At 55.5% G+C, this 20342-nt stretch carries 15 protein-coding genes; 10 read left to right on the forward strand and 5 right to left on the reverse strand.

Annotation, left to right across the window (positions count from 1 at the left end; all coding sequences use genetic code 11):
• The first annotated feature begins 270 nt into the window (after positions 1-270).
• From fadB to topA, 3 genes are all read left to right on the forward strand, one after another.
• On the forward strand, positions 271-2418 hold the full coding sequence (gene fadB, locus QVZ43_RS09850) for a fatty acid oxidation complex subunit alpha FadB (protein WP_302909798.1): 2148 nt from the start codon (positions 271-273) through the stop codon (positions 2416-2418).
• A 33-nt stretch (positions 2419-2451) separates the two neighbouring features.
• Positions 2452-3627 (forward strand): acetyl-CoA C-acyltransferase FadA, encoded by a 1176-nt coding sequence (gene fadA, locus QVZ43_RS09855; RefSeq protein WP_223795556.1) that lies wholly within the window; start codon positions 2452-2454, stop codon positions 3625-3627.
• Positions 3628-3876: 249 nt separating this feature from the next.
• A complete protein-coding gene (topA, locus tag QVZ43_RS09860; RefSeq protein ID WP_302909799.1) occupies positions 3877-6510 on the forward strand; it encodes a type I DNA topoisomerase in 2634 nt (877 codons plus the stop codon).
• A gap of 57 nt (positions 6511-6567) precedes the next feature.
• On the opposite strand, the gene QVZ43_RS09865 is transcribed toward topA, so the two are convergent.
• The 5 genes from QVZ43_RS09865 to gltA form a co-directional block, all read right to left on the reverse strand.
• A complete protein-coding gene (locus QVZ43_RS09865; RefSeq protein ID WP_302909800.1) occupies positions 6568-6981 on the reverse strand; it encodes a globin family protein in 414 nt (137 codons plus the stop codon).
• Between the two features lie 27 nt (positions 6982-7008).
• Positions 7009-7467: a Tll0287-like domain-containing protein gene (locus QVZ43_RS09870; protein ID WP_302909801.1), complete on the reverse strand. Its 459-nt coding sequence runs from the start codon at positions 7465-7467 to the stop codon at positions 7009-7011.
• 537 nt (positions 7468-8004) lie between these two features.
• Positions 8005-8877 carry an NAD(P)-dependent oxidoreductase gene (locus tag QVZ43_RS09875; RefSeq protein WP_302909802.1) on the reverse strand — a complete coding sequence of 291 codons (873 nt, stop codon included), beginning with the start codon at positions 8875-8877 and terminating at the stop codon, positions 8005-8007.
• Between the two features lie 113 nt (positions 8878-8990).
• Positions 8991-9233, reverse strand: coding sequence for a hypothetical protein (locus QVZ43_RS09880; protein WP_302909803.1), 243 nt, complete (start codon positions 9231-9233; stop codon positions 8991-8993).
• Positions 9234-9398: 165 nt separating this feature from the next.
• Positions 9399-10673, reverse strand: coding sequence for a citrate synthase (gltA, locus tag QVZ43_RS09885; protein ID WP_223795564.1), 1275 nt, complete (start codon positions 10671-10673; stop codon positions 9399-9401).
• A gap of 481 nt (positions 10674-11154) precedes the next feature.
• Between gltA and sdhC the strand changes: the two genes are divergently transcribed.
• The 7 genes from sdhC to lpdA all read left to right on the forward strand — a co-directional run bounded on the left by sdhC (position 11155) and on the right by lpdA (position 20229).
• Entirely contained in the window at positions 11155-11529 is a 375-nt protein-coding gene (gene sdhC / locus QVZ43_RS09890) for a succinate dehydrogenase, cytochrome b556 subunit (RefSeq protein ID WP_302909804.1), read from the forward strand.
• The gene (sdhD, locus tag QVZ43_RS09895) at positions 11523-11867 is read left to right on the forward strand and encodes a succinate dehydrogenase, hydrophobic membrane anchor protein (protein ID WP_223795566.1); all 345 of its coding nucleotides are present in this window, start codon (positions 11523-11525) and stop codon (positions 11865-11867) included. The genes sdhC and sdhD overlap by 7 nt, the downstream gene beginning before the upstream one ends.
• Before the next feature lie 3 nt (positions 11868-11870).
• Entirely contained in the window at positions 11871-13643 is a 1773-nt protein-coding gene (gene sdhA, locus QVZ43_RS09900; protein ID WP_223795567.1) for a succinate dehydrogenase flavoprotein subunit, read from the forward strand.
• A gap of 14 nt (positions 13644-13657) precedes the next feature.
• A complete protein-coding gene (locus tag QVZ43_RS09905) occupies positions 13658-14362 on the forward strand; it encodes a succinate dehydrogenase iron-sulfur subunit (protein ID WP_302909805.1) in 705 nt (234 codons plus the stop codon).
• Positions 14363-14667: 305 nt separating this feature from the next.
• Complete coding sequence (locus QVZ43_RS09910) at positions 14668-17505, forward strand: 2-oxoglutarate dehydrogenase E1 component (RefSeq protein ID WP_302909806.1); 2838 nt, start codon at positions 14668-14670, stop codon at positions 17503-17505.
• A 25-nt stretch (positions 17506-17530) separates the two neighbouring features.
• Complete coding sequence (odhB, locus tag QVZ43_RS09915; protein WP_302909807.1) at positions 17531-18751, forward strand: 2-oxoglutarate dehydrogenase complex dihydrolipoyllysine-residue succinyltransferase; 1221 nt, start codon at positions 17531-17533, stop codon at positions 18749-18751.
• A gap of 35 nt (positions 18752-18786) precedes the next feature.
• Positions 18787-20229, forward strand: a complete 1443-nt coding sequence (gene lpdA / locus QVZ43_RS09920) for a dihydrolipoyl dehydrogenase (protein WP_223795571.1) — start codon at positions 18787-18789, stop codon at positions 20227-20229.
• The last annotated feature ends 113 nt before the right edge of the window (positions 20230-20342 follow it).

Genomic DNA, 20342 nt, shown 5'->3' on the forward strand with positions numbered 1-20342 from the left:
CTGATGCCGGAGCTTCCAATCCGGCCTCTGGGGCCGGCGGGAGGGTTACCGGAATACTCTCAAATCACAAATTTCCCTGAAGAAACAAATTGACAAATGGCCGATTTTTTTTCATCGTGTGCCATCGCGATTCAAACGACTGTATGAATTTTGGGTCGGATAATCGGGCAGTGACAGAATTCTCGCTGCACAGACACCTCCCTGGCTGCGACCTGGAACCGTAGTCGGGGAAGCTGGAAGCAGTTCCAAACACAGACTGGAGATCAGTTGATGATTTACGAAGGTAAAGCCATCACGGTTAAAGAGATCGAAGGCGGGATCGCTCAGTTGAACTTTGACTTGCAGGGCGAGTCAGTGAACAAGTTCAACCGTCTCACTATTGAAGAGCTCGGCGCCGCGACTGACGCACTTAAAGCACAGAAGAACCTGAAGGGCCTGGTGGTAACCAGCTCAAAGGACAGCTTCATTGTTGGTGCTGACATTACTGAATTCACCGAGTTGTTTGCCGGTTCCGAAGAGGATCTCGTGGCAAACAACCTCAAGGCCAATGAGGTGTTCAACGCAGTTGAAGACCTGCCGTTCCCGACCGTGACCGCTATTAACGGCATCGCGCTGGGCGGTGGCTTTGAAATGTGCCTGTCCACCGACTACCGGGTGATGGACAAGAAGGCCAAGGTTGGTCTGCCGGAAGTGAAGCTGGGCATCTTCCCGGGTTTTGGCGGTACTGTTCGCCTGTCCCGTCTGGTTGGCGTGGATAACGCTGTTGAGTGGATCTGTGGCGGCACCGAAAACCGTGCTGACGCCGCTCTGAAGGTAGGCGCTGTCGATGCGGTTGTTGAATCTGACAAGCTGTTGGACGCCGCCGTTGCCATTATTAACCAGTGCAACGAAGGCAAGCTTGACAACGAAGCTCGCCGTGAAGAGAAGAAGGGCAAGATCAAGCTGAATGCCATGGAAAGCATGATGGCGTTCGAAATTTCAAAGGCGTTTGTTGCTGGCAAAGCGGGTCGTAACTATCCGGCTCCGGTAGAGGCCATCAAGGTCATGCAGAAGCATGCCGGTATGACTCGCGACAAGGCGATCGAAGTGGAAGCCAAGGGCTTTGCCAAGATGGCCAAGACCAACGTTGCGGCGTGTCTGGTTGGCCTGTTCCTGAACGATCAGGCGCTTAAGAAGAAGGCCTCTGCGTGGGAAAAAGAAGCCTCCAAGGTTGATCTGGCTGCCGTGCTGGGTGCTGGCATCATGGGTGGTGGTGTGGCGTATCAGTCCGCACTGAAAGGTACCCCGATTGTCATGAAGGACATCAACCAGGACGGCATCAAGCTCGGCCTGAATGAGGCCAAGAAGCTGCTGGCCAAGCGTGTGTCCAAGGGTAAGATGGACGCCAACAAGATGGCGGACGTGCTCAACAACATTACTCCGACCCTCAACTACGGCGACTTCAAGAGTGTCGACCTGGTTGTTGAGGCGGTTGTTGAGAACCCGAAGGTTAAAGATGCTGTTCTGCGTGAAACCGAAGATGCGGTTCGCGAAGACGCTATCCTGACCTCCAACACCTCTACCATTTCCATCAATCTGCTGGCGAAGAACCTGAAGCGTCCGGAAAACTTCTGTGGTATGCACTTCTTCAACCCGGTGCACATGATGCCGCTGGTTGAGGTTATTCGTGGCGAGAAGACCTCCGATCGCGCCATTGCTACCACCGTGGCTTACGCCAAGGCGATGGGCAAGACTCCGATCGTTGTTAACGACTGCCCGGGCTTCCTGGTTAACCGTGTTCTGTTCCCGTACTTCGGCGGCTTTGCCGGCCTGGTTCGTGACGGCGCGGACTTCCAGAAGATCGACAAGGTAATGGAAAAGTTTGGCTGGCCGATGGGTCCTGCGTACCTGCTTGACGTTGTCGGCATGGATACCGCCAAGCACGCCAACGAAGTGATGGCCGAAGGCTTCCCGGATCGCATGAAGGACGAGAACAAGTCCGCTATCGATGTGATGTTCGAGAATAACCGTTACGGTCAGAAGAACAACGTTGGTTTCTACAAGTACGAGACCGACAAGCGTGGCAAGCCGAAGAAGGTTGTCGACGAAGAAACCTACAAGCTGATTGAGCCTGTGGTTCAGGGTAAGAAGGACTTCGAGGAAGAAGACATTATCGCTCGCATGATGATTCCTCTGTGTCTGGAAACCGTACGCTGCCTGGAAGACGGCATTGTTGAAGACCCGGCCGATGCGGATATGGGTCTGATCTACGGCATCGGATTCCCTCCGTTCCGTGGTGGCGCCCTGCGTTACATCGACGACATGGGTGTCGACAAGTTCGTCGAACTGGCAGACAAGTATGCAGATCTGGGTCCTCTGTACCACCCGACCGAGAAGCTGCGTGAAATGGCCAAGACTGGCAAAAAGTTCTTTGGCTAACCCTGAACGAGATTTCCGAACGGAGAAAGATCTATGAGCCTTAATCCGAGAGACGTTGTCGTCGTCGATTGCGTGCGGACTCCGATGGGTCGTGCCAAGAATGGTTGCTTCCGTAATGTGCGCGCAGAGACTCTGTCCGCCGCGCTTATCGATGCACTGTTCGAGCGCAACCCTGAGCTCAACCCGAAAGAAGTAGAAGACGTGATCTGGGGCTGTGTAAACCAGACTAAAGAGCAGGGCTTCAACGTGGCGCGGCAGATTTCACTGCTGACCAAGATCCCTCACGAGTCTGCAGCCCAGACCGTCAACCGTCTTTGTGGCTCTGCCATGACGGCTATCCACACTGCCGCCCAGGCCATCATGACTGGCAACGGTGATGTGTTCATGGTCGGTGGTGTTGAGCACATGGGGCACGTACCCATGACCGAAGGCTTTGACCACAACCCGGCTGCGTCCAAGTACTCTGCCAAGGCGTCCAACATGATGGGCCTGACCGCAGAAATGCTGGCCAAGATGCACGGCATCAGCCGTCAGCAGCAGGATGAGTTTGGCGCACGGTCTCACCAGAAAGCCCACGAAGCGACCCTGGAAGGCCGTTTCAAGAACGAAATCGTGCCCATCGAAGGTCACGACGAGAATGGCTTCAAGGTGCTGATCGAGCAGGACGAGACCATTCGTCCGGAGACTACGGTTGAGTCCCTGGGTCAGTTGCGCCCGGCGTTCGACCCGAAGAACGGTACCGTAACTGCCGGTACGTCGTCCCAGCTGACCGACGGTGCTGCAGCAATGCTGCTGATGTCTGCTGAGCGCGCTGAAGCCCTGGGGCTGAAGCCGATCGCCAAGATCCGCTCCATGGCGGTGGCTGGCTGTGATCCCGCAATCATGGGTTACGGCCCGGTTCCGGCGACCAAAAAGGCCCTCAAGCGCGCAGGCCTGAAAGTTGAAGACATCGACTTCTGGGAACTGAACGAAGCGTTCGCGGGTCAGTCACTGCCGGTTCTGAAGGACCTGAAGCTGCTGGACGTTATGGAAGAGAAGGTTAACCTGAACGGCGGTGCGATTGCCCTGGGGCATCCGCTGGGCTGTTCCGGTGCACGTATCTCCACAACCCTGCTGAACGTTATGCGTGACAAGGGCGGTAAGCTTGGTGTTTCCACCATGTGTATCGGCCTTGGGCAGGGTATCGCCACCGTTTGGGAACTGGTTTAAGTCTCCCGGCGGTAGTGGTGATATGTTAAAAGAAGGCCCGGCATAAAGCCGGGCCTTCTTTATTTAGGAATTGCGAAAAAAAGCCGATCGTAAGTGAAAGAATGGGTTGTCTTGCTATTCTTGACCCTGTAAAACAGGGGGCCTATATGATGTTGGCAAGCTGTTTGTTTTCTAGCCGATTGATTTTTCAACGAGTTTACGGTCCGCTGATTTGCCGACTGTTTTTCGCCAAGGATACAGATCTCTGCTATGGGTAAAAGTCTCGTAATTGTCGAGTCGCCAGCGAAAGCGAAGACCATCAATAAGTACCTGGGCTCAGATTTTATTGTTAAGTCCAGTGTGGGCCACATTCGGGATCTTCCTGTCAGCGGCGGTGGATCCCAGACAGACCCGAAGGAACGAGCCCGCCAGGCGGCGCTGACGCGCAAGATGAGTCCCGAAGAAAAGGAAGCTCACAAGAAGCGTAAGGCCCGTGAGCAGCTGGTAGCCCGGATGGGGGTTGACCCGGACCAGGACTGGTCCGCCCGATACGAGATTCTGCCTGGCAAGGAAAAAGTCGTCAGCGAGCTCAAGCGTCTGGCAAAGTCTGCCGATCACGTCTATCTCGCAACGGATTTGGACCGCGAGGGGGAGGCCATTGCGTGGCACCTTCAGCAGACCATCGGTGGTGAGCCCGACAAGTATCGTCGTGTCGTGTTTAACGAAATCACCAAGCGAGCTATCAAGGAAGCGTTCAATGATCCGGGTTCGGTGGACGTTAACCGTGTGAACGCCCAGCAGGCTCGCCGGTTCCTCGATCGGGTCGTGGGGTACATGGTATCGCCACTGCTGTGGGCCAAAATCGCTCGGGGCCTTTCGGCCGGCCGGGTGCAGTCTGTCGCAGTTCGCCTGATCGTTGAGCGGGAAAAAGAGATCCGGAAATTCGTTCCGGAAGAATTCTGGCAGATGCACGCGGATCTGGCACCGAAGCAGGGAAATCGCCCGGTTCGCTTCGAGGTCACCAAATACAGTGATAAGGCCTATCGGCCTACTAATGAAGCCGAGAGTACCGCGCACCTGGAGCGCCTCAAAGCCGGTGACTTCAAGGTAGCAAAGCGAGAGGATAAGCCGACCCGCTCACGTCCGTCAGCGCCGTTCATCACCTCAACCCTGCAGCAGGCAGCGAGCAACCGGATGGGTTTCAGCGTCAAGAAGACAATGATGCTGGCTCAGCGCCTGTATGAAGCGGGTTTCATTACCTACATGCGTACTGACTCCACCAACCTGAGCCAGGATGCTGTAACCGGATGTCGGGATTTCATTAAGGACCAGTTTGGCGACCGGTACCTTCCGGAAACGCCACGCGTCTATGGCAGCAAAGAGGGCGCACAGGAGGCCCACGAGGCGATTCGTCCAACGGACGTGAGCCGGCGATCCGCTGACATCACCGGTTTGGAAAAGGACGCAGAGAAGCTCTATGAGTTGATCTGGCGTCAGTTTGTCGCCTGCCAGATGGCGGATGCGGAATTCTTAAGCACCTCGATCATGGTAGCCAATGGTGATTACGAATTGCGTACACGCGGTCGCATCATCAAATTTGATGGTTTCTTGAAGGCCGCGCCGCAGGCCAAGAAAGATGAAGATATCGCCCTGCCTGACATTAAGGTCGACGAGGTCCTTGGGCTGGAAAAACTGGAGCCAAGCCAGCACTTTACCAAGCCAGCGCCCCGTTACACGGAAGCCAGTCTCGTCAAGGAGCTGGAAAAGCAGGGCATCGGCCGGCCGTCTACTTACGCGTCCATCATCTCAACCATTCAGGATCGCGGTTACGTTCGACTTGAAAGCCGCCGTTTCTACGCGGAGAAGATGGGTGAGATCGTCAATGAACGCCTGTCAGAGTCCTTCCCGAATCTGATGGATTACGATTTCACCGCCAAAATGGAAGATGAGCTGGACGAGATCGCCGAGGGGGATGTTGACTGGAAGAAGGTGCTCAACGACTTCTACGGAAAGTTCCGCTCTCAACTTGAAACCGCTGAAGGTGCTGGTGACGGTGGAATGCGGGCCAATACCCCGACTGAAACCGATATTCCGTGCCCTACCTGTGGTCGTAACATGCAGATTCGGGTTGCCAGCACGGGGGTATTCCTGGGTTGCTCCGGCTATGCTTTGCCGCCCAAAGAACGCTGCAAGACCACCATTAATCTTGTCTCAGGCGATGATGTTGTGGCTGCTGATGATGACGTGGAAGGCGAGGGCGAGACTCGTTTGCTGCGAATGAAACGGCGGTGTCCAAAGTGCGGTACGGCCATGGACAGTTATCTGGTGGATGAGGGGCGCAAGCTGCACATCTGTGGTAATAACCCGGACTGTTCAGGTTACGAGGTGGAGAAAGGCACCTTCCGCATAAAAGGCTACGACGGCCCCACGCTCGATTGCGATAAGTGCGGATCTGAAATGCAGCTGAAAACCGGGCGTTTCGGCAAGTATTTTGGCTGTACCAACGCAGATTGCAAAAATACTCGCAAGCTTCTGAAAAATGGCGAGCCTGCACCGCCCAAAATGGATCCGGTACCCATGCCTGAGCTGCAATGTCAGAAAGTGGACGATACCTACGTGCTGCGAGACGGTGCGTCCGGGCTGTTCCTGGCCGCGAGTAAGTTTCCGAAGAATCGGGAGACTCGACCGCCACTGGTGAAGGAAATTCTGCCGCACCGGAAGGAGATTGATCCCAAGTACTCGTTCCTGTTCGAGGCGCCTGCGGCGGATCCCGAGGGAAATCCCACGGTGATTCGCTACAGCCGGAAGCTCAAGGAGCAGTACGTCATGTCCGAGAAGGATGGCAAGGCCACCGGTTGGACAGCGCACTACCGTGACGGTAAGTGGGTTCCCAAGAGCAAATAATTGATGTGTCAAAGAAAAAGGGGGAGGTGACTGCCCCCTTTTTTATTACATCGGAATTCAAACAGGCGCTTTTGCCGAGTCCTTCATCGTGCTGGCCAGAACAGTATAGGTTTGCGTCCAGGCCTCTTTACACTCGGGTGTGAAGTCGTCACCAAGGCCCTGTTCCAGAGTCCAGAGCAAGGCGCCGCCGACTGTGTCGTAGTCCGCGTCCTTAACACCATAACCGACATGTCGTACACCCAGTTGCTGTACGGCTGGCACAATGTCGTCCAGTCGACCAAGACTGTTGACGGCCACCCCGATCATTTTCATTAGTTTCTGGCCCTGTTCCGTCATGTCACCTTTAAACAGTGGCTTAAGCTCCGGGTCCATTTCGAACAGTTTGCTGTAGAACATCGCCGCTGCCTGATCGGCTATCGGAGCGACCTTTGCAAAGGACTCCTGAACGAGTGTGATTTGCTGTGCGTTCATATCTATGCCTCTCGGTTGGGCGAGCGTTTAGGTTTTCGGTAACGGCAGACGGATAACGACGCCGCCCATGACCTCGCCGATTTCAAAGTCACTGCGAGGCGAGTCTTTGTGATCGTTATGGCACGAGGTGCATGCCGGCGATACGGCGACGTCTGGATAGACGGCGGTGAAGTACGTGGTGTCACCCAGGGTTTCCTCACCGTAGAAGTTCTGGCCCGGATTATCGGCGATGAACTGGAGGCCCTCCTTTTCTACATCGGTTTTTGGGGCGTTCTGCTTGTTTACTGGCCACAGAGACTGCAGTGAGTAGGTGAAGGTGTCGGTAACCTCGGCAACGCCTTCCGCAACGTAACGGAACATCTGAGCGGGCAGAGGTGCGGAACCTTCCATATCCTCCCAGTGCTCATTGGGCTTGATGGCGTCAGCCCAATTGGGGCCGAGGAGCTGAACGATAAGCTTGGTGTAGTTTGCCTGGTCTGAGTTCATTACAGCAAACAGGGAATCTGTGAACACCTCCGTGGCAATGCCGGTTTGTTCTGTCTGCTCCGAGCCTTCGCAACCTTCGAGCAGTGAGGCAGTGGGGCAGTAGGGTGCTGACGGTTAATCCTTTCTTTATGGTCTCCCTCCATTTTCAGGGGTGGCGTTGCTTGGTTCAATCGTCCTGGGCCATGTCGATGTTTTGAATGTGGGTTGGTGGCAGGCCTGGGAACTTGGACTGAATAAGATTCTCGGATGCCAGTGCATCGAGGGAGAAGCCCAAACAGTGGCACCGCATGCACGTGGTTCGGATCATTTTTTCGTTGGGTCGCGGCAGGTGGCAGCGGCCACAGGTTTAATTGTTCGCCAAAAGCCTGGTTCGCCTTCGTTGGTGAACATGTTTTAAGCAGCGGTGTGCGCACCAATAGAAAATAAAACCGCTGTGGATCAATGGGTTGTAATCTCTCTGGCGTTAGAGCAAAGACGCGAGCTACGTCACCGGGGAGTCAGGATAGCGCAGTGACTGCGCTATCCTGGAGCGTGTGGTTACTTTTTGCGTAGCCGCTGGATGAGTGAGGAGGTGTCCCACCGGTTGCCCCCCATTTCTTGTACATCGCCGTAAAACTGGTCTACCAATGCGGTGATAGGAAGGCGGGCGTGAATTCGGCGTGCTTCATCGAGACAGATTCCCAGATCCTTGCGCATCCAGTCGACCGCAAAACCGTGTTCGAACTCGCCCGCAATCATGGTTCCGGAGCGATTTTCCATCTGCCAGCTCTGCGCGGCACCCTTGGAGATAACATCCACCACCTTCGAGGCATCCAGTCCAGCCTGTTCCGCGAAGTGAAGTGCCTCGGACAGCCCTTGTACCAATCCGGCAATGGCGATTTGGTTCACCATTTTGGTTTTCTGGCCGCTGCCTGCCGGCCCCATCAGGTTGACGGCTCTGGCGTAGTGATCCATTACCGGTCTTGCCCGGGCAAAGCTTGATTCGTCCCCGCCGCACATGATCGTCAGCTGTCCGTTTTCGGCACCTTGTTGCCCGCCGGATACCGGGCCATCAATAAAACCCTGACGGTGCTCTGCTGACTTTCTGGCAAGGCGTTCCGCAACGCCTGCTGAGGCGGTAGTGTGATCGATGAGAATGGCGCCTTCGGGTGCGTTGGCGATTATCCCGTCATCGCCCTCGAAAACCTCGATCAGATCTTTATCGGCGCCGACGCAGGTCATGACAAAGTCCACGCCATCGACCGCCTCAGCGATGGTAGAGCAGGCGGTGCCGCCGTATTCTTGGGCCCATTGCTCAGCCTTTGCGGTCGTACGGTTCCACACTCTGACGGAAAGGCCGGCCTTGGCGAGGTGTCCTGCCATGGGGTAGCCCATGACTCCGAGGCCAATGAAGGCTGCAGTAGCTGTCATGCTGATCTCCATTTTCGTTTGTTGTTGGTAGCATAGTCACGAAAAAAAGCCGCTCAATCAAGCGGCTGCATCGAACACTACAAACAACTTTGTTGAGCGGGTGATGGACGGAATCAGGACATGGCGTCCAGCTTCTCTGTTGCTTCTCTTAGTACTTTCACCGATTCGGCGTGTTTGCCCTGCTGGTGAAGGGCTTCGCCTTTGTCCCGCATGGCTTTTATTTCCGCTTTGGTTTCATCGTCGAGCTGGCTTGACTCGAGTTTCTGATCAATCTCGCCGACAAGGGCCGGGCATTGGCCGGCAAAAACACTGGCAGAGAACAGGGTCGTAAATACAAGTGTGATGAAAAAACGCATAGGTCATCCCTCTTTGCTGTTGCGCACCTCCAAGCATAGTTGAGAGTGGGGAGGGTTGAGAGGGACTGTTAGGTATTATTTCCGGACAGGATTTTGGTCGCACTAAACAAAAAAAAGGCCGCTGGGTCAGCGGCCTATTTAATCATGGTGTTTTCACCGGCGTATTTATTCTGCCGGATAATCGCGCTGGTCGGAACCGGTGTACAACTGGCGCGGACGGCCAATCCGGTAGTTACCGCTGACCATTTCGTTCCAGTGCGAGAACCAGCCGATGGTGCGGGACAGCGCAAAGATAACGGTAAACATGGACGTCGGAATGCCCATCGCTTTCAGAATGATGCCGGAGTAGAAATCGACGTTCGGGTACAGCTTGCGCTGGACGAAGTACTCGTCTTCCAGAGCGATCTTCTCGAGACGCTGGGCGATTTTCAGCAGTGGGTCGTTTTCCAGGCCCAGCTCCTGCAGAACTTCGTGTGCCGTTTCGCGCATAACCTTGGCGCGGGGGTCGAAGTTTTTGTAGACGCGGTGGCCGAAGCCCATCAGTCGGAACGGATCGTCCTTGTCCTTCGCCTTGGCGATGTACTTTTCGATGTTGGATTCGTCACCAATCTCAGCCAGCATGTCCAGTACTGCTTCGTTAGCACCACCGTGTGCCGGCCCCCAAAGGGCGGCGATGCCAGACGCGATGCATGCATAGGGGTTAGCGCCGGTAGAGCCTGCAAGGCGAACCGTAGAGGTTGATGCGTTTTGCTCGTGGTCCGCATGCAGGATGAAGATGCGGTCCATGGCCTTGGCCAGCACAGGATTCGGCTTGTACTCCTCGCAGGGCACACCAAACATCATGTACAGGAAGTTCTCTGCGTAGGTCAGGTCGTTACGCGGGTACATGAACGGCTGGCCAATGCTGTATTTGTAACACCAGGCCGCGATGGTTGGCATCTTCGCGATCAAGCGGTGAGCTGTGATGTCACGCTGGTGCTCGTCGGTCACATCCATCTGGTCGTGATAGAACGCAGACAGGGCACCCACTACGCCGCACATGATTGCCATCGGGTGCGCATCACGGCGAAATCCGTGGAAGAAATTGCGCATTTGATCGTGCAGCATGGTGTGGTTTTTGATGGTGCTGTGGAACTGCTGGTTCTCTTCTTTGGTCGGCAGGCGGCCTTTCAGCAGCAGGTAGCACACTTCGAGGTAATCCGAGTGTTCGGCCAGTTGGTCGATCGGATAACCACGATGAAGGAGAACACCGTTGGCGCCATCGATGTAAGTGATGGCTGATTCACAGGCAGCGGTGGATACGAAACCTGGGTCATAGGTGAAAACGCCTTCCTGAACCAGGCCGCGTACGTCGATTACGTCAGGGCCGACGGTGCCAGAATACACCGGTAACTCAATGGATTTTTCTCCCACCGAGAGCGTGGCTTTCCTGTCGGTCATGGGGCTCTCCTATATGGATATGTCAGCGTGTTAGCTTTTATGCATGAAAAAAAGCGCTAAGGAAGGCGCGTATTATCGCAAAACTGGCGGCAAAATATAGGGCGTTGGCTTTTTTTGTCAATGGAAGGGTTTGGAATTCGCCATTTTTTTCGGTTTTGTAAATGCGTATTAGCCCCAATGCGGTTGGTTGCGGGCCTTCAGGTGGGTCAGCAGTTCCTGCTCATAGTTTAACCCACTGAATTGGTGGGCAGGAATCCCGTCGCTCGGTTTGTAATTGCGAGGGCTACTCCTTATAATCCGTAGCCCGGAATTAGGGATGCATCTGGTGGAGATGCGGCAATGGCGTCGCTCCAGAGCAAAGGTCATCCTTCCTCCTAAGCCAATCGTATGCCCCCACTGCGCGGGTGTGCTGATCTTCATACCAACTCCGCATCCGGTGTGCCGGAATCGCGGTCATTAAATGAGAGAGTGTGAGAGCGCTGTGAATAACAAACGACCAGTAAATCTCGATCTCGGCAAGTTCCATTTTCCGCTGCCAGCCATTACGTCCATCCTGCATCGCATTAGCGGCATCATTATTTTTGTTGGTGTTGCTTTCATGCTTTACGGATTGCAGCTTTCCCTGTCAGGGGAAGAAGGCTTCAGTCGTATGAATGAACTGCTGGACGGCTTTTTTGCCAAGCTTATTATCTGGGGCATTCTGTCCGCCTTGTTGTATCACCTGGTTGCAGGTATCAAGCACCTGCTCATGGATATGGGTATCGGGGAAGAGCTGGAGACCGGTCGTCTCGCCTCGAAAATCACCATCGTGGTTTCCGTTATTCTCATCGTTATCGCAGGAGTTTGGGTATGGTAAACAGTGTTACCAATCTGGGTCGTAGCGGCGTCTACGACTGGTTGATCCAGCGCGTAACGGCGTATGTTCTTGCGCTCTACACCATCTTTTTGTTGGGTTTCATGCTGACCACCGACGTTACTTACGAGTCATGGTCTGCGCTGTTTTCCCAAACCTGGTTCCGGATCTTTACTTTGCTGGCACTGCTGTCCCTCGGGGCGCACGCTTGGGTTGGTCTCTGGACCGTGACCACTGACTACATCAAGGCCGCAGGTGTTCGTTTCCTGGTCCAGGCCGCGTGCGGGCTGACCATGTTTGTGTACGTGGTCTGGGGCATTCAGATTCTTTGGGGGCTTTAATTAATGGCTAATATCAAGACCATTTCTTACGACGCGATTGTTATCGGTGGCGGCGGTGCCGGTATGCGGGCTGCCCTGCAGTTGACCGAATCCGGCGTTAAAACGGCGTGTATCACCAAGGTATTTCCGACTCGTTCGCACACCGTGTCGGCGCAAGGCGGTATCACCTGTGCAATTGCGAGTGCGGACCCCAATGACGATTGGCGCTGGCACATGTACGACACCGTCAAGGGGTCTGACTACATTGGTGATCAGGACGCTATCGAATACATGTGTTCCGTGGGCCCTCAGGCCGTTTTCGAGCTCGAGCACATGGGTCTGCCGTTTTCCCGTACCGAGCAGGGTCGCATCTACCAGCGTCCGTTCGGTGGTCAGTCCAAGGATTATGGAAAAGGTGGTCAGGCTGCCCGTACTTGTGCTGCAGCCGACCGTACCGGTCATGCGCTTCTGCACACTCTTTATCAGGCCAACCTTAAAGGCGGCACGACCTTCCTGAATGAGTGGTATGCCGTTGATCTGGTGAAGAACAGCAAAAACGAAGTGGTTGGTGTAGTTGCCATTGAAATCGAAACCGGTGAAGTGGCCTACATCAAATCCAAAGCGACAGTTCTGGCGACTGGGGGTGCTGGTCGTATCTACGCTTCCACTACCAATGCCCTGATCAATACCGGTGACGGCATCGGTATGGCTCTGCGTGCCGGCTTCCCGATGCAGGACATGGAAATGTGGCAGTTCCACCCGACCGGTATTCACGGTGCCGGCACTCTGGTAACAGAGGGTTGTCGGGGTGAGGGTGGCTACCTGATCAACTCCGAAGGTGAGCGTTTCATGGAGCGTTATGCGCCGAACGCCAAGGACCTCGCTGGTCGTGACGTAGTGGCACGCTCCATGGTTATCGAGATTCTGGAAGGTCGTGGATGTGGCCCGGACAAGGATCACGTGCTGTTGAAGCTGGACCATCTGGGCGAAGAGACTCTGAACCTGCGCCTGCCGGGTATTTGCGAACTGTCCCGTACCTTTGCGCACGTGGATCCGGTTAAAGAGCCGATCCCGGTTGTGCCTACCTGTCACTACATGATGGGCGGCATTCCGACCAACGTGGGTGGTCAGGCCCTGACTCAGGATGATAACGGCAACGACACGCCGATTCCGGGGCTGTTTGCCTGCGGCGAAGCGGCGTGTGTTTCTGTTCATGGCGCTAACCGCCTGGGCGGTAACTCCCTGCTGGACCTGGTGGTCTTCGGTCGTGCGGCCGGTCTGCATATCGAAGAGCAGCTCCGTAACGGTTTCGAGGTGGACGAAGCGTCTGAAGAAGATATCAAGCGAGCGATGGCGCGTCTTGATCGTCTGGATTCAGCTTCAGAGGGCGAGAGCGTCGCTGAGGTTCGTAAGGACCTGCAGAACGTGATGCAGCTTTACTTTGGTGTTTTCCGTGACGGCGACAGCATGGAAGAGGGCCTGAAGAAACTGGCCGAAATCGGTGAGCGCGTCAAAAAGACCAAGCTGGCTGATACCAGTAAGGCTTTCAACACTGCTCGGATTGAAGCGTTGGAGCTCGACAATCTTTATGAAGTTGCGGTTGCGACTGCTCAATCTGCGTACGAGCGTAAAGAAAGTCGTGGTGCGCATGCTCGAAACGACTTCACCGAGCGTGACGACGAAAACTGGCTGAAGCACTCTCTGTACTTCCCGCTTGAAAAGCGTGTGGGCAAGCGTGATGTGAACTTTGCGCCGAAGACCGTGGATACATTCGAGCCGAAGGTTCGGACTTACTAAGGGGGACGAAAAGTATGTTGGTAAGCCTGTATCGTTATAACCCGGAAACCGATAACGCCCCTTACATGCAGGACGTGAACCTTGAGCTTCCGGAAGGCAAGGATCTGATGGTTCTGGATGTGCTGAACCTGCTCAAGGAAAGGGATCCGACCGTTTCTTACCGTCGCTCCTGTCGTGAGGGTGTTTGTGGTTCCGATGGCATGAATATGAATGGCAAGAATGGCCTGGCCTGTATCACCCCTGTATCGCAGGTGGTGAAGGGCGACAAGCTGGTTCTTCGTCCGTTGCCGGGTTTGCCGGTTATTCGTGACCTGGTGGTAGACATGAACCTGTTCTACCAGCAGTACGAAAAAGTTATGCCGTATCTGGTCAACAATACGCCGGCGCCGGCCATTGAGCGCCTGCAAAGCCCGGAAGATCGTGAGAAGCTGGACGGCCTGTACGAGTGCATTCTCTGTGCGTGCTGCTCTACGTCCTGTCCGTCGTTCTGGTGGAACCCTGATAAGTTTATCGGGCCTGCCGGCCTGCTCCAGGCATACCGTTTCCTGGCCGACAGCCGCGATACTGCCCAGTCAGAGCGCCTTGCGAATCTCGACGATCCGTTCAGCGTGTTCCGTTGCCGGGGTATCATGAACTGTGTAAGCGTTTGTCCGAAGGGGCTGAACCCCACAAGGGCGATTGGTCATATTCGGAATCTTCTGCTGCAGCGGGCTACATAAGCGGCGGAAGTTGGCCTGAGCGCTATACTGTTCGGATTAATATGCACCCTCAGCCCTGCAATGGCGTGGGGCTTTCAACCAATGGCTTATAGTCAAAGGTCGAACCGGGGTGCACACTACGCAAGCCGTAACGAGGCCTAAAAGGCAGCGTTCCGGCTTGTCGAGTATTAATACTGCTGGGGAATGGACAACATCCAGATCCCGAAGTTGGCCAATTTACAGTCAGTAAAACCCGTATTGACTGACAGTTACCCCTGGCCCACCATTCGGACACCCCCACACCAGCCCAAGGTGAGCTATTCAAAATGCACGAAAGCATAATGGAGCAGCTATGGCAGACCTCCCATCTACAAGGTGGGAACCTTGCCTACGTTGAACAGCTTTTTGAGACCTACCTGACCGACCCCAATGCCGTTCCGGAAGAGTGGCGAAACTATTTCGATAAACTTCCCAGTGTTGATGGCCAGCACGGCCGGGATATTATCCACTCGTCCATCCGCGAGCAGTTTGAGCATATTTCCCGTAATCAGCGCTTTCTTTCAGGCCAGGGCGTTCCCGCCAGTGCCACATCTCACGCTGACCGGAAGCAGATTCGTGTTCTGCAGCTGATCAATGCTTACCGTTTTCGGGGCCACCAGGAAGCCAAGCTCGATCCCCTGGGTGTATGGCAGCGTCCGGCGGTTGAAGATCTCGATCCGGCATTCCATGAGCTTAGTGACTCTGACCTCGACCTTGAATTCCAAACCGGCTCTCTGAACTTTGGTTCCGAGACCCTGAGGCTGCGGGATATCGTTGACGGCCTGCGGACAACCTATTGCGAAAGTATCGGTGCAGAATATATGCACGTCGTCGATACTCGTATCAAGCGGTGGTTCCAGCAGCGCATGGAGCCCGTACGCTCTCGTCCCGGCTATGAGACCGGTACGAGGAAGCATATTCTTGAGCGCCTGACGGCAGCGGAGGGTCTGGAGAAATATCTGGGTTCCCGCTACCCGGGCGTAAAGCGCTTCGGCCTCGAAGGTGGTGAAAGTCTCATTCCTTGCCTGGATGAACTGATCCAGCGCGCAGGCTCCTACGGTGCGAAAGAGATTGTACTGGGGATGGCTCACCGTGGACGCCTCAACGTCCTGGTGAATACTCTGGGTAAGAGCCCGCAGGAACTGTTTGACGAATTTGAGGGCCGCAAGCTGGCGGACTCCGGTTCCGGTGATGTGAAATACCACCAGGGCTTCTCTTCAAACGTGATGACGCCGGGCGGTGAGGTTCACCTCGCCATGGCCTTTAACCCGTCACACCTGGAAATCGTGTCACCGGTGGTGGAAGGCTCTGTTCGCGCTCGCCAGACCCGACGGGACGATAAAGACGGCAGCCAGGTTGTGCCAATCATCATGCACGGCGATGCCGCTTTTGCGGGGCAGGGCGTGGTGATGGAAACCTTCCAGGCATCCCAGACCCGTGGTTACGGGGTCGGCGGAACCATCCACATCATAGTGAACAACCAGGTTGGCTTCACGACCAGCAAGCAGGAAGATGCTCGCTCCACGGAGTACTGCACCGATATTGCGAAGATGGTTCAGGCCCCAATCCTTCACGTGAACGCTGACGATCCCGAAGCTGTGGTGTTTGCGACCCAGATGGCCATGGACTATCGCAATGAGTTCAAGGGCGATGTGGTTATTGACCTGGTTTGCTACCGTCGTCGCGGGCACAACGAAGCGGATGAGCCGGCAGCGACCCAGCCGCTGATGTACGAGAAGATTCGCAAGCTCAAAACCACGCGCGCGCTCTACGCGGACCGCCTGGTCGAAGAAGGTGTGATTACCGCAGAAGAAGCCAAGCAGATGGAGGTTGATTACCGTGATGCGCTTGACGATGGCGGTCACGTGGTCAAGTCACTGGTCAAAGAGCCGAATAAAAAGCTCTACGTAGACTGGACGCCTTATCTGGGGCATGAGTGGACCGCCAAGTGCAAGAGCAGCGTGCCGCTCAAGAAGATCAAGGCTCTGGGCAAGATTCTGACTTCCGTGCCCGAGGGCTTCGCAGTTCAGCGCCAGGTTTCCAAGATTGTGACCGACCGCGAAAAAATGACGGCCGGGGCGCAATCGCTCAACTGGGGTTACGCAGAAGTGATGGCGTACGCCACGTTGCTGGATGAAGGTCATCCAATTCGTATCACCGGTCAGGATGTGGGGCGGGGCACCTTCTCACACCGCCACGCGGTTCTGCATAACCAGAAAGACGGTTCCCAGCACATCGCCTTGGCCAATCTGTCCAAGGATCAGCCAAAATTCGAAATCTATGATTCGTTCTTGTCGGAAGAAGCGGTCATGGCATTTGAATATGGCTACGCGACCACAGCGCCGGATGGTCTGGTGGTCTGGGAAGCCCAGTTTGGTGATTTCGCCAACGGCGCTCAGGTAGTGATTGATCAGTTCCTGACCAGTGGTGAGCACAAGTGGGGGCGCCTGTGCGGCCTGACCCTGCTTCTGCCTCATGGCTATGAGGGGCAGGGTCCCGAGCACAGTTCGGCGCGTCTTGAACGCTTCCTGCAGCTGTGTGCGGAACACAACATTCAGGTGTGCGTGCCGACTACGCCTTCCCAGGTGTTCCATATGCTGCGGCGTCAGGTGAAGCGTCCGTTGCGTAAGCCGCTGGTGGCGATCACTCCGAAGAGTCTGCTGCGCCACAAAGAAGCAACGTCCGAGTTGGATGATCTGACATCCGGCACATTCCAGACGGTACTGCCGGAGAAAGAGCCCTCTGATCCCAAGAAGGTTACCCGCCTGATCATGTGTAGCGGGAAGGTGTACTTCGATCTTCTGGAAAAGAAGAAGGCTGAAGAGCGTGACGACGTTGCGATTCTGCGGATCGAGCAGCTCTACCCGTTCCCGGCGGAGGACCTGGATGCGCTGCTGGCCCAGTACATCAAACTTAAACATGTAGTGTGGTGTCAGGAAGAGCCGATGAACCAGGGTGCCTGGTATCCGAGCCAGCACCATATGCGGAACGCGCTGCAGCGCCTGAATCCGAAACTCTATCTCCAGTATGCCGGTCGTGAGGCTTCTGCTGCCCCAGCTTGCGGACACATGTCTGTCCACATTGAGGAGCAGAAAAAGCTGGTTACCGATGCGTTTGAAATCTGACGAGCTACCGAACTAAGGAATCGTAATGTCAACTGAGATTAAAGCCCCCGTTTTCCCGGAGTCGGTCGCAGAAGGTACTGTTGCGACCTGGCACAAGCAGCCGGGCGAAGCCTGTTCACGCGACGAACTGATTGTCGATATCGAAACCGACAAGGTGGTACTTGAAGTGGTGGCACCGGCTGACGGTGTCATCGAGGAAATCCTCAAGGGTGAGGGTGACACCTGTGAGAGCGGTGAAGTAATCGGTAAGTTCAAGGAAGGCGCGGCTGGTGAAACCAAGCCGGCGGAAGCCAAAGCCGAAGAAAAGCCTGCAGCCGAAAACGCGCCTGCAACGGCTGACGCTAGCTCTGCCGATGCCATCCTTAGCCCGGCGGCTCGCAAGCTGGCCGAAGAAAATAATGTTGACCCCAACAGCATCAAGGGCTCCGGCAAAGATGGCCGTGTGACCAAAGAAGATGTACAGGCCCATATTGAGGGCAGCAAGTCGGCCGCCAAGCCAGCAGCAGGCGCAGCTGCGATGCCAGAGGTCAACGTTGCTGCGGGTGAGCGCGCTGAAAAGCGTGTACCCATGACCCGCCTGCGGGCGAGCATTGCCAAGCGTCTGGTAGACGCGCAGCAGAACGCTGCCATGCTGACCACGTTCAACGAGGTCAACATGAAGCCGGTGATGGAACTGCGCAAGCAGTACAAGGAAAGTTTCGAGAAACGCCACGGTGTGAAACTCGGTTTCATGTCCTTCTTTGCCAAGGCGGCTACGGAAGCCCTTAAGCGTTTCCCGGCGGTGAATGCGTCTATCGATGGTAACGACATGGTTTACCACGGCTATCAGGATATCGGTGTGGCTGTGTCTACTGACCGTGGCCTGGTTGTTCCTGTGGTACGCGACGTCGACGCGCTGGGTCTCGCCGACATCGAGAAGAAAATCATCGAATATGGCACCAAGGCCCGGGATGGAAAACTGGGTATCGAAGATATGACCGGCGGTACTTTCACCATCACCAACGGTGGCATCTTCGGCTCCCTGATTTCCACGCCGATTCTAAACCCGCCACAGACCGCAATCCTGGGCATGCACAAGATCCAGGAGCGTCCGATGGCGGTGAATGGTCAGGTTGAAATCCTGCCCATGATGTACCTGGCTCTGTCCTACGATCACCGTATGATTGATGGCAAGGAAGCGGTTCAGTTCCTGGTTGCCATCAAAGATATGCTGGAAGACCCGGCGCGTATTCTGCTGGACGTGTGAACGGACCATTAACGAATCACAAAACGGGATAAATTATGTCTGATAAGTTCGACGTCATTGTTATTGGTGCAGGCCCGGGTGGGTACGTGGCAGCTATCAAGGCTGCGCAGCTCGGTCTGAAAACGGCCTGTGTTGAATCCTGGACGTCCAAAGACGGCAAGAAGCAGGTGCTGGGCGGTACCTGCCTGAACGTGGGTTGCATTCCTTCCAAGGCATTGCTGGAAATTTCCCACAAGTACGAAGAAGCCAGCCACGACTACGAAAAACAGGGCATCATCGCCAACGATATCAAGATGGATGTCGGCAAGATGATGGAGCGCAAGAGTGGCATCGTAAACCAGTTGACCGGCGGGATTGCTGGCCTGTTCAAGAGCAATGGCGTTACCTCCATTCATGGCCACGGTAAATTGCTGGCGAACCGGAAAGTTGAAGTCACCGACAACGATGGCAACACCTCCGTCTACGAAGCAGAAAACGTGATCCTGGCGTCTGGCTCCAAACCTATCGAAATCCCACCTGCGCCGTTCGACGGTGAGCATATCGTGGATTCCGAGGGCGCGCTGGAGTTTACCGAAGTGCCAAAGCGCCTGGGCGTGATCGGCGCCGGTGTTATCGGCCTTGAGTTGGGCAGCGTTTGGGCTCGCCTGGGGGCTGAAGTGACTGTGATTGAAGCGCAGGACACCTTCCTGCCGGCGGTTGATCAACAGGTAGCCAAGGATGCGATGAAGCAGTTCCAGAAGCAGGGACTGAACATTGTGATGGGTGCGCGCATGACCGGTGCCGAGGTCAAGCGTAAGCAAGTCAATGTTACCTACGAGGACGGCAAGGGCGATCACGAAGAGAAATTCGACAAGCTGATCGTGGCCGTTGGCCGTCGTCCTTACACAGACAACCTGCTGGCCGAGGATTCGGGTGTTCAGATGGATGAGCGTGGCTTCATCTTTGTGGACGACACCTGCAAGACCGAAGCACCAGGTGTCTGGGCGATCGGTGATGTTGTGCGTGGCCCGATGCTGGCGCACAAGGCGTCGGAAGAGGGCGTCATGGTTGCCGAGCGTATTGCGGGTCACAAGCCGCAGGTGAATTACGATTGCATCCCGAACGTGATTTACACTGCGCCTGAAGTCGCCTGGGTCGGAAAAACTGAAGAGCAGCTGAAGGCGGAAGGCGAAGAGTACAACGTGGGCGTCTTCCCGTTTGCGGCCAATGGCCGGGCCATGGCTGCGAACGCGGCGTCCGGCATGGTGAAGATCGTTGCCGACGCGAAGACCGATCGTATCCTGGGCTTCCATGTGGTTGGTCCGCAGGCGTCTGAAATCGTTGCTCAAGGCGTTATCGCCATGGAATTCGGTTCCAGTGCTGAAGATCTGGCTCTGACCTGTTTCGCGCACCCGACTCTGTCCGAGTCTGTGCATGAGGCAGCTCTGGCCGTAGGTGGTGGCGCGATTCACGTCGCCAACCGCCGCAAAAAGAAGTAACGCAAGTCAGGATTTAGGGGCGCCAACGACGGCGCCCCGCTGCCTTTAAGCGGCTGGATTCCGGTTGCGTACGGTGGGCTGAGGTGATCCCCGGCCCGCCACACCGAATTCGC

Source organism: Marinobacter suaedae, assembly GCF_030519635.1.
Lineage (GTDB): Bacteria > Pseudomonadota > Gammaproteobacteria > Pseudomonadales > Oleiphilaceae > Marinobacter > Marinobacter suaedae.

What these genes read in the sequence shown, in the direction of transcription:
- QVZ43_RS09875 (WP_302909802.1), bottom strand. Translation starts at nt 8,877, where the DNA reads ATGACAGCTACTGCAGCCTTCATTGGCCTCGGAGTCATGGGCTACCCC.
- odhB (WP_302909807.1), top strand. Translation starts at nt 17,531, where the DNA reads ATGTCAACTGAGATTAAAGCCCCCGTTTTCCCGGAGTCGGTCGCAGAA.
- gltA (WP_223795564.1), bottom strand. Translation starts at nt 10,673, where the DNA reads ATGACCGACAGGAAAGCCACGCTCTCGGTGGGAGAAAAATCCATTGAG.
- sdhA (WP_223795567.1), top strand. Translation starts at nt 11,871, where the DNA reads ATGGCTAATATCAAGACCATTTCTTACGACGCGATTGTTATCGGTGGC.
- fadA (WP_223795556.1), top strand. Translation starts at nt 2,452, where the DNA reads ATGAGCCTTAATCCGAGAGACGTTGTCGTCGTCGATTGCGTGCGGACT.
- fadB (WP_302909798.1), top strand. Translation starts at nt 271, where the DNA reads ATGATTTACGAAGGTAAAGCCATCACGGTTAAAGAGATCGAAGGCGGG.
- QVZ43_RS09910 (WP_302909806.1), top strand. Translation starts at nt 14,668, where the DNA reads ATGCACGAAAGCATAATGGAGCAGCTATGGCAGACCTCCCATCTACAA.
- QVZ43_RS09865 (WP_302909800.1), bottom strand. Translation starts at nt 6,981, where the DNA reads ATGAACGCACAGCAAATCACACTCGTTCAGGAGTCCTTTGCAAAGGTC.
- QVZ43_RS09905 (WP_302909805.1), top strand. Translation starts at nt 13,658, where the DNA reads ATGTTGGTAAGCCTGTATCGTTATAACCCGGAAACCGATAACGCCCCT.
- sdhD (WP_223795566.1), top strand. Translation starts at nt 11,523, where the DNA reads ATGGTAAACAGTGTTACCAATCTGGGTCGTAGCGGCGTCTACGACTGG.
- lpdA (WP_223795571.1), top strand. Translation starts at nt 18,787, where the DNA reads ATGTCTGATAAGTTCGACGTCATTGTTATTGGTGCAGGCCCGGGTGGG.
- topA (WP_302909799.1), top strand. Translation starts at nt 3,877, where the DNA reads ATGGGTAAAAGTCTCGTAATTGTCGAGTCGCCAGCGAAAGCGAAGACC.
- QVZ43_RS09880 (WP_302909803.1), bottom strand. Translation starts at nt 9,233, where the DNA reads ATGCGTTTTTTCATCACACTTGTATTTACGACCCTGTTCTCTGCCAGT.
- QVZ43_RS09870 (WP_302909801.1), bottom strand. Translation starts at nt 7,467, where the DNA reads ATGAACTCAGACCAGGCAAACTACACCAAGCTTATCGTTCAGCTCCTC.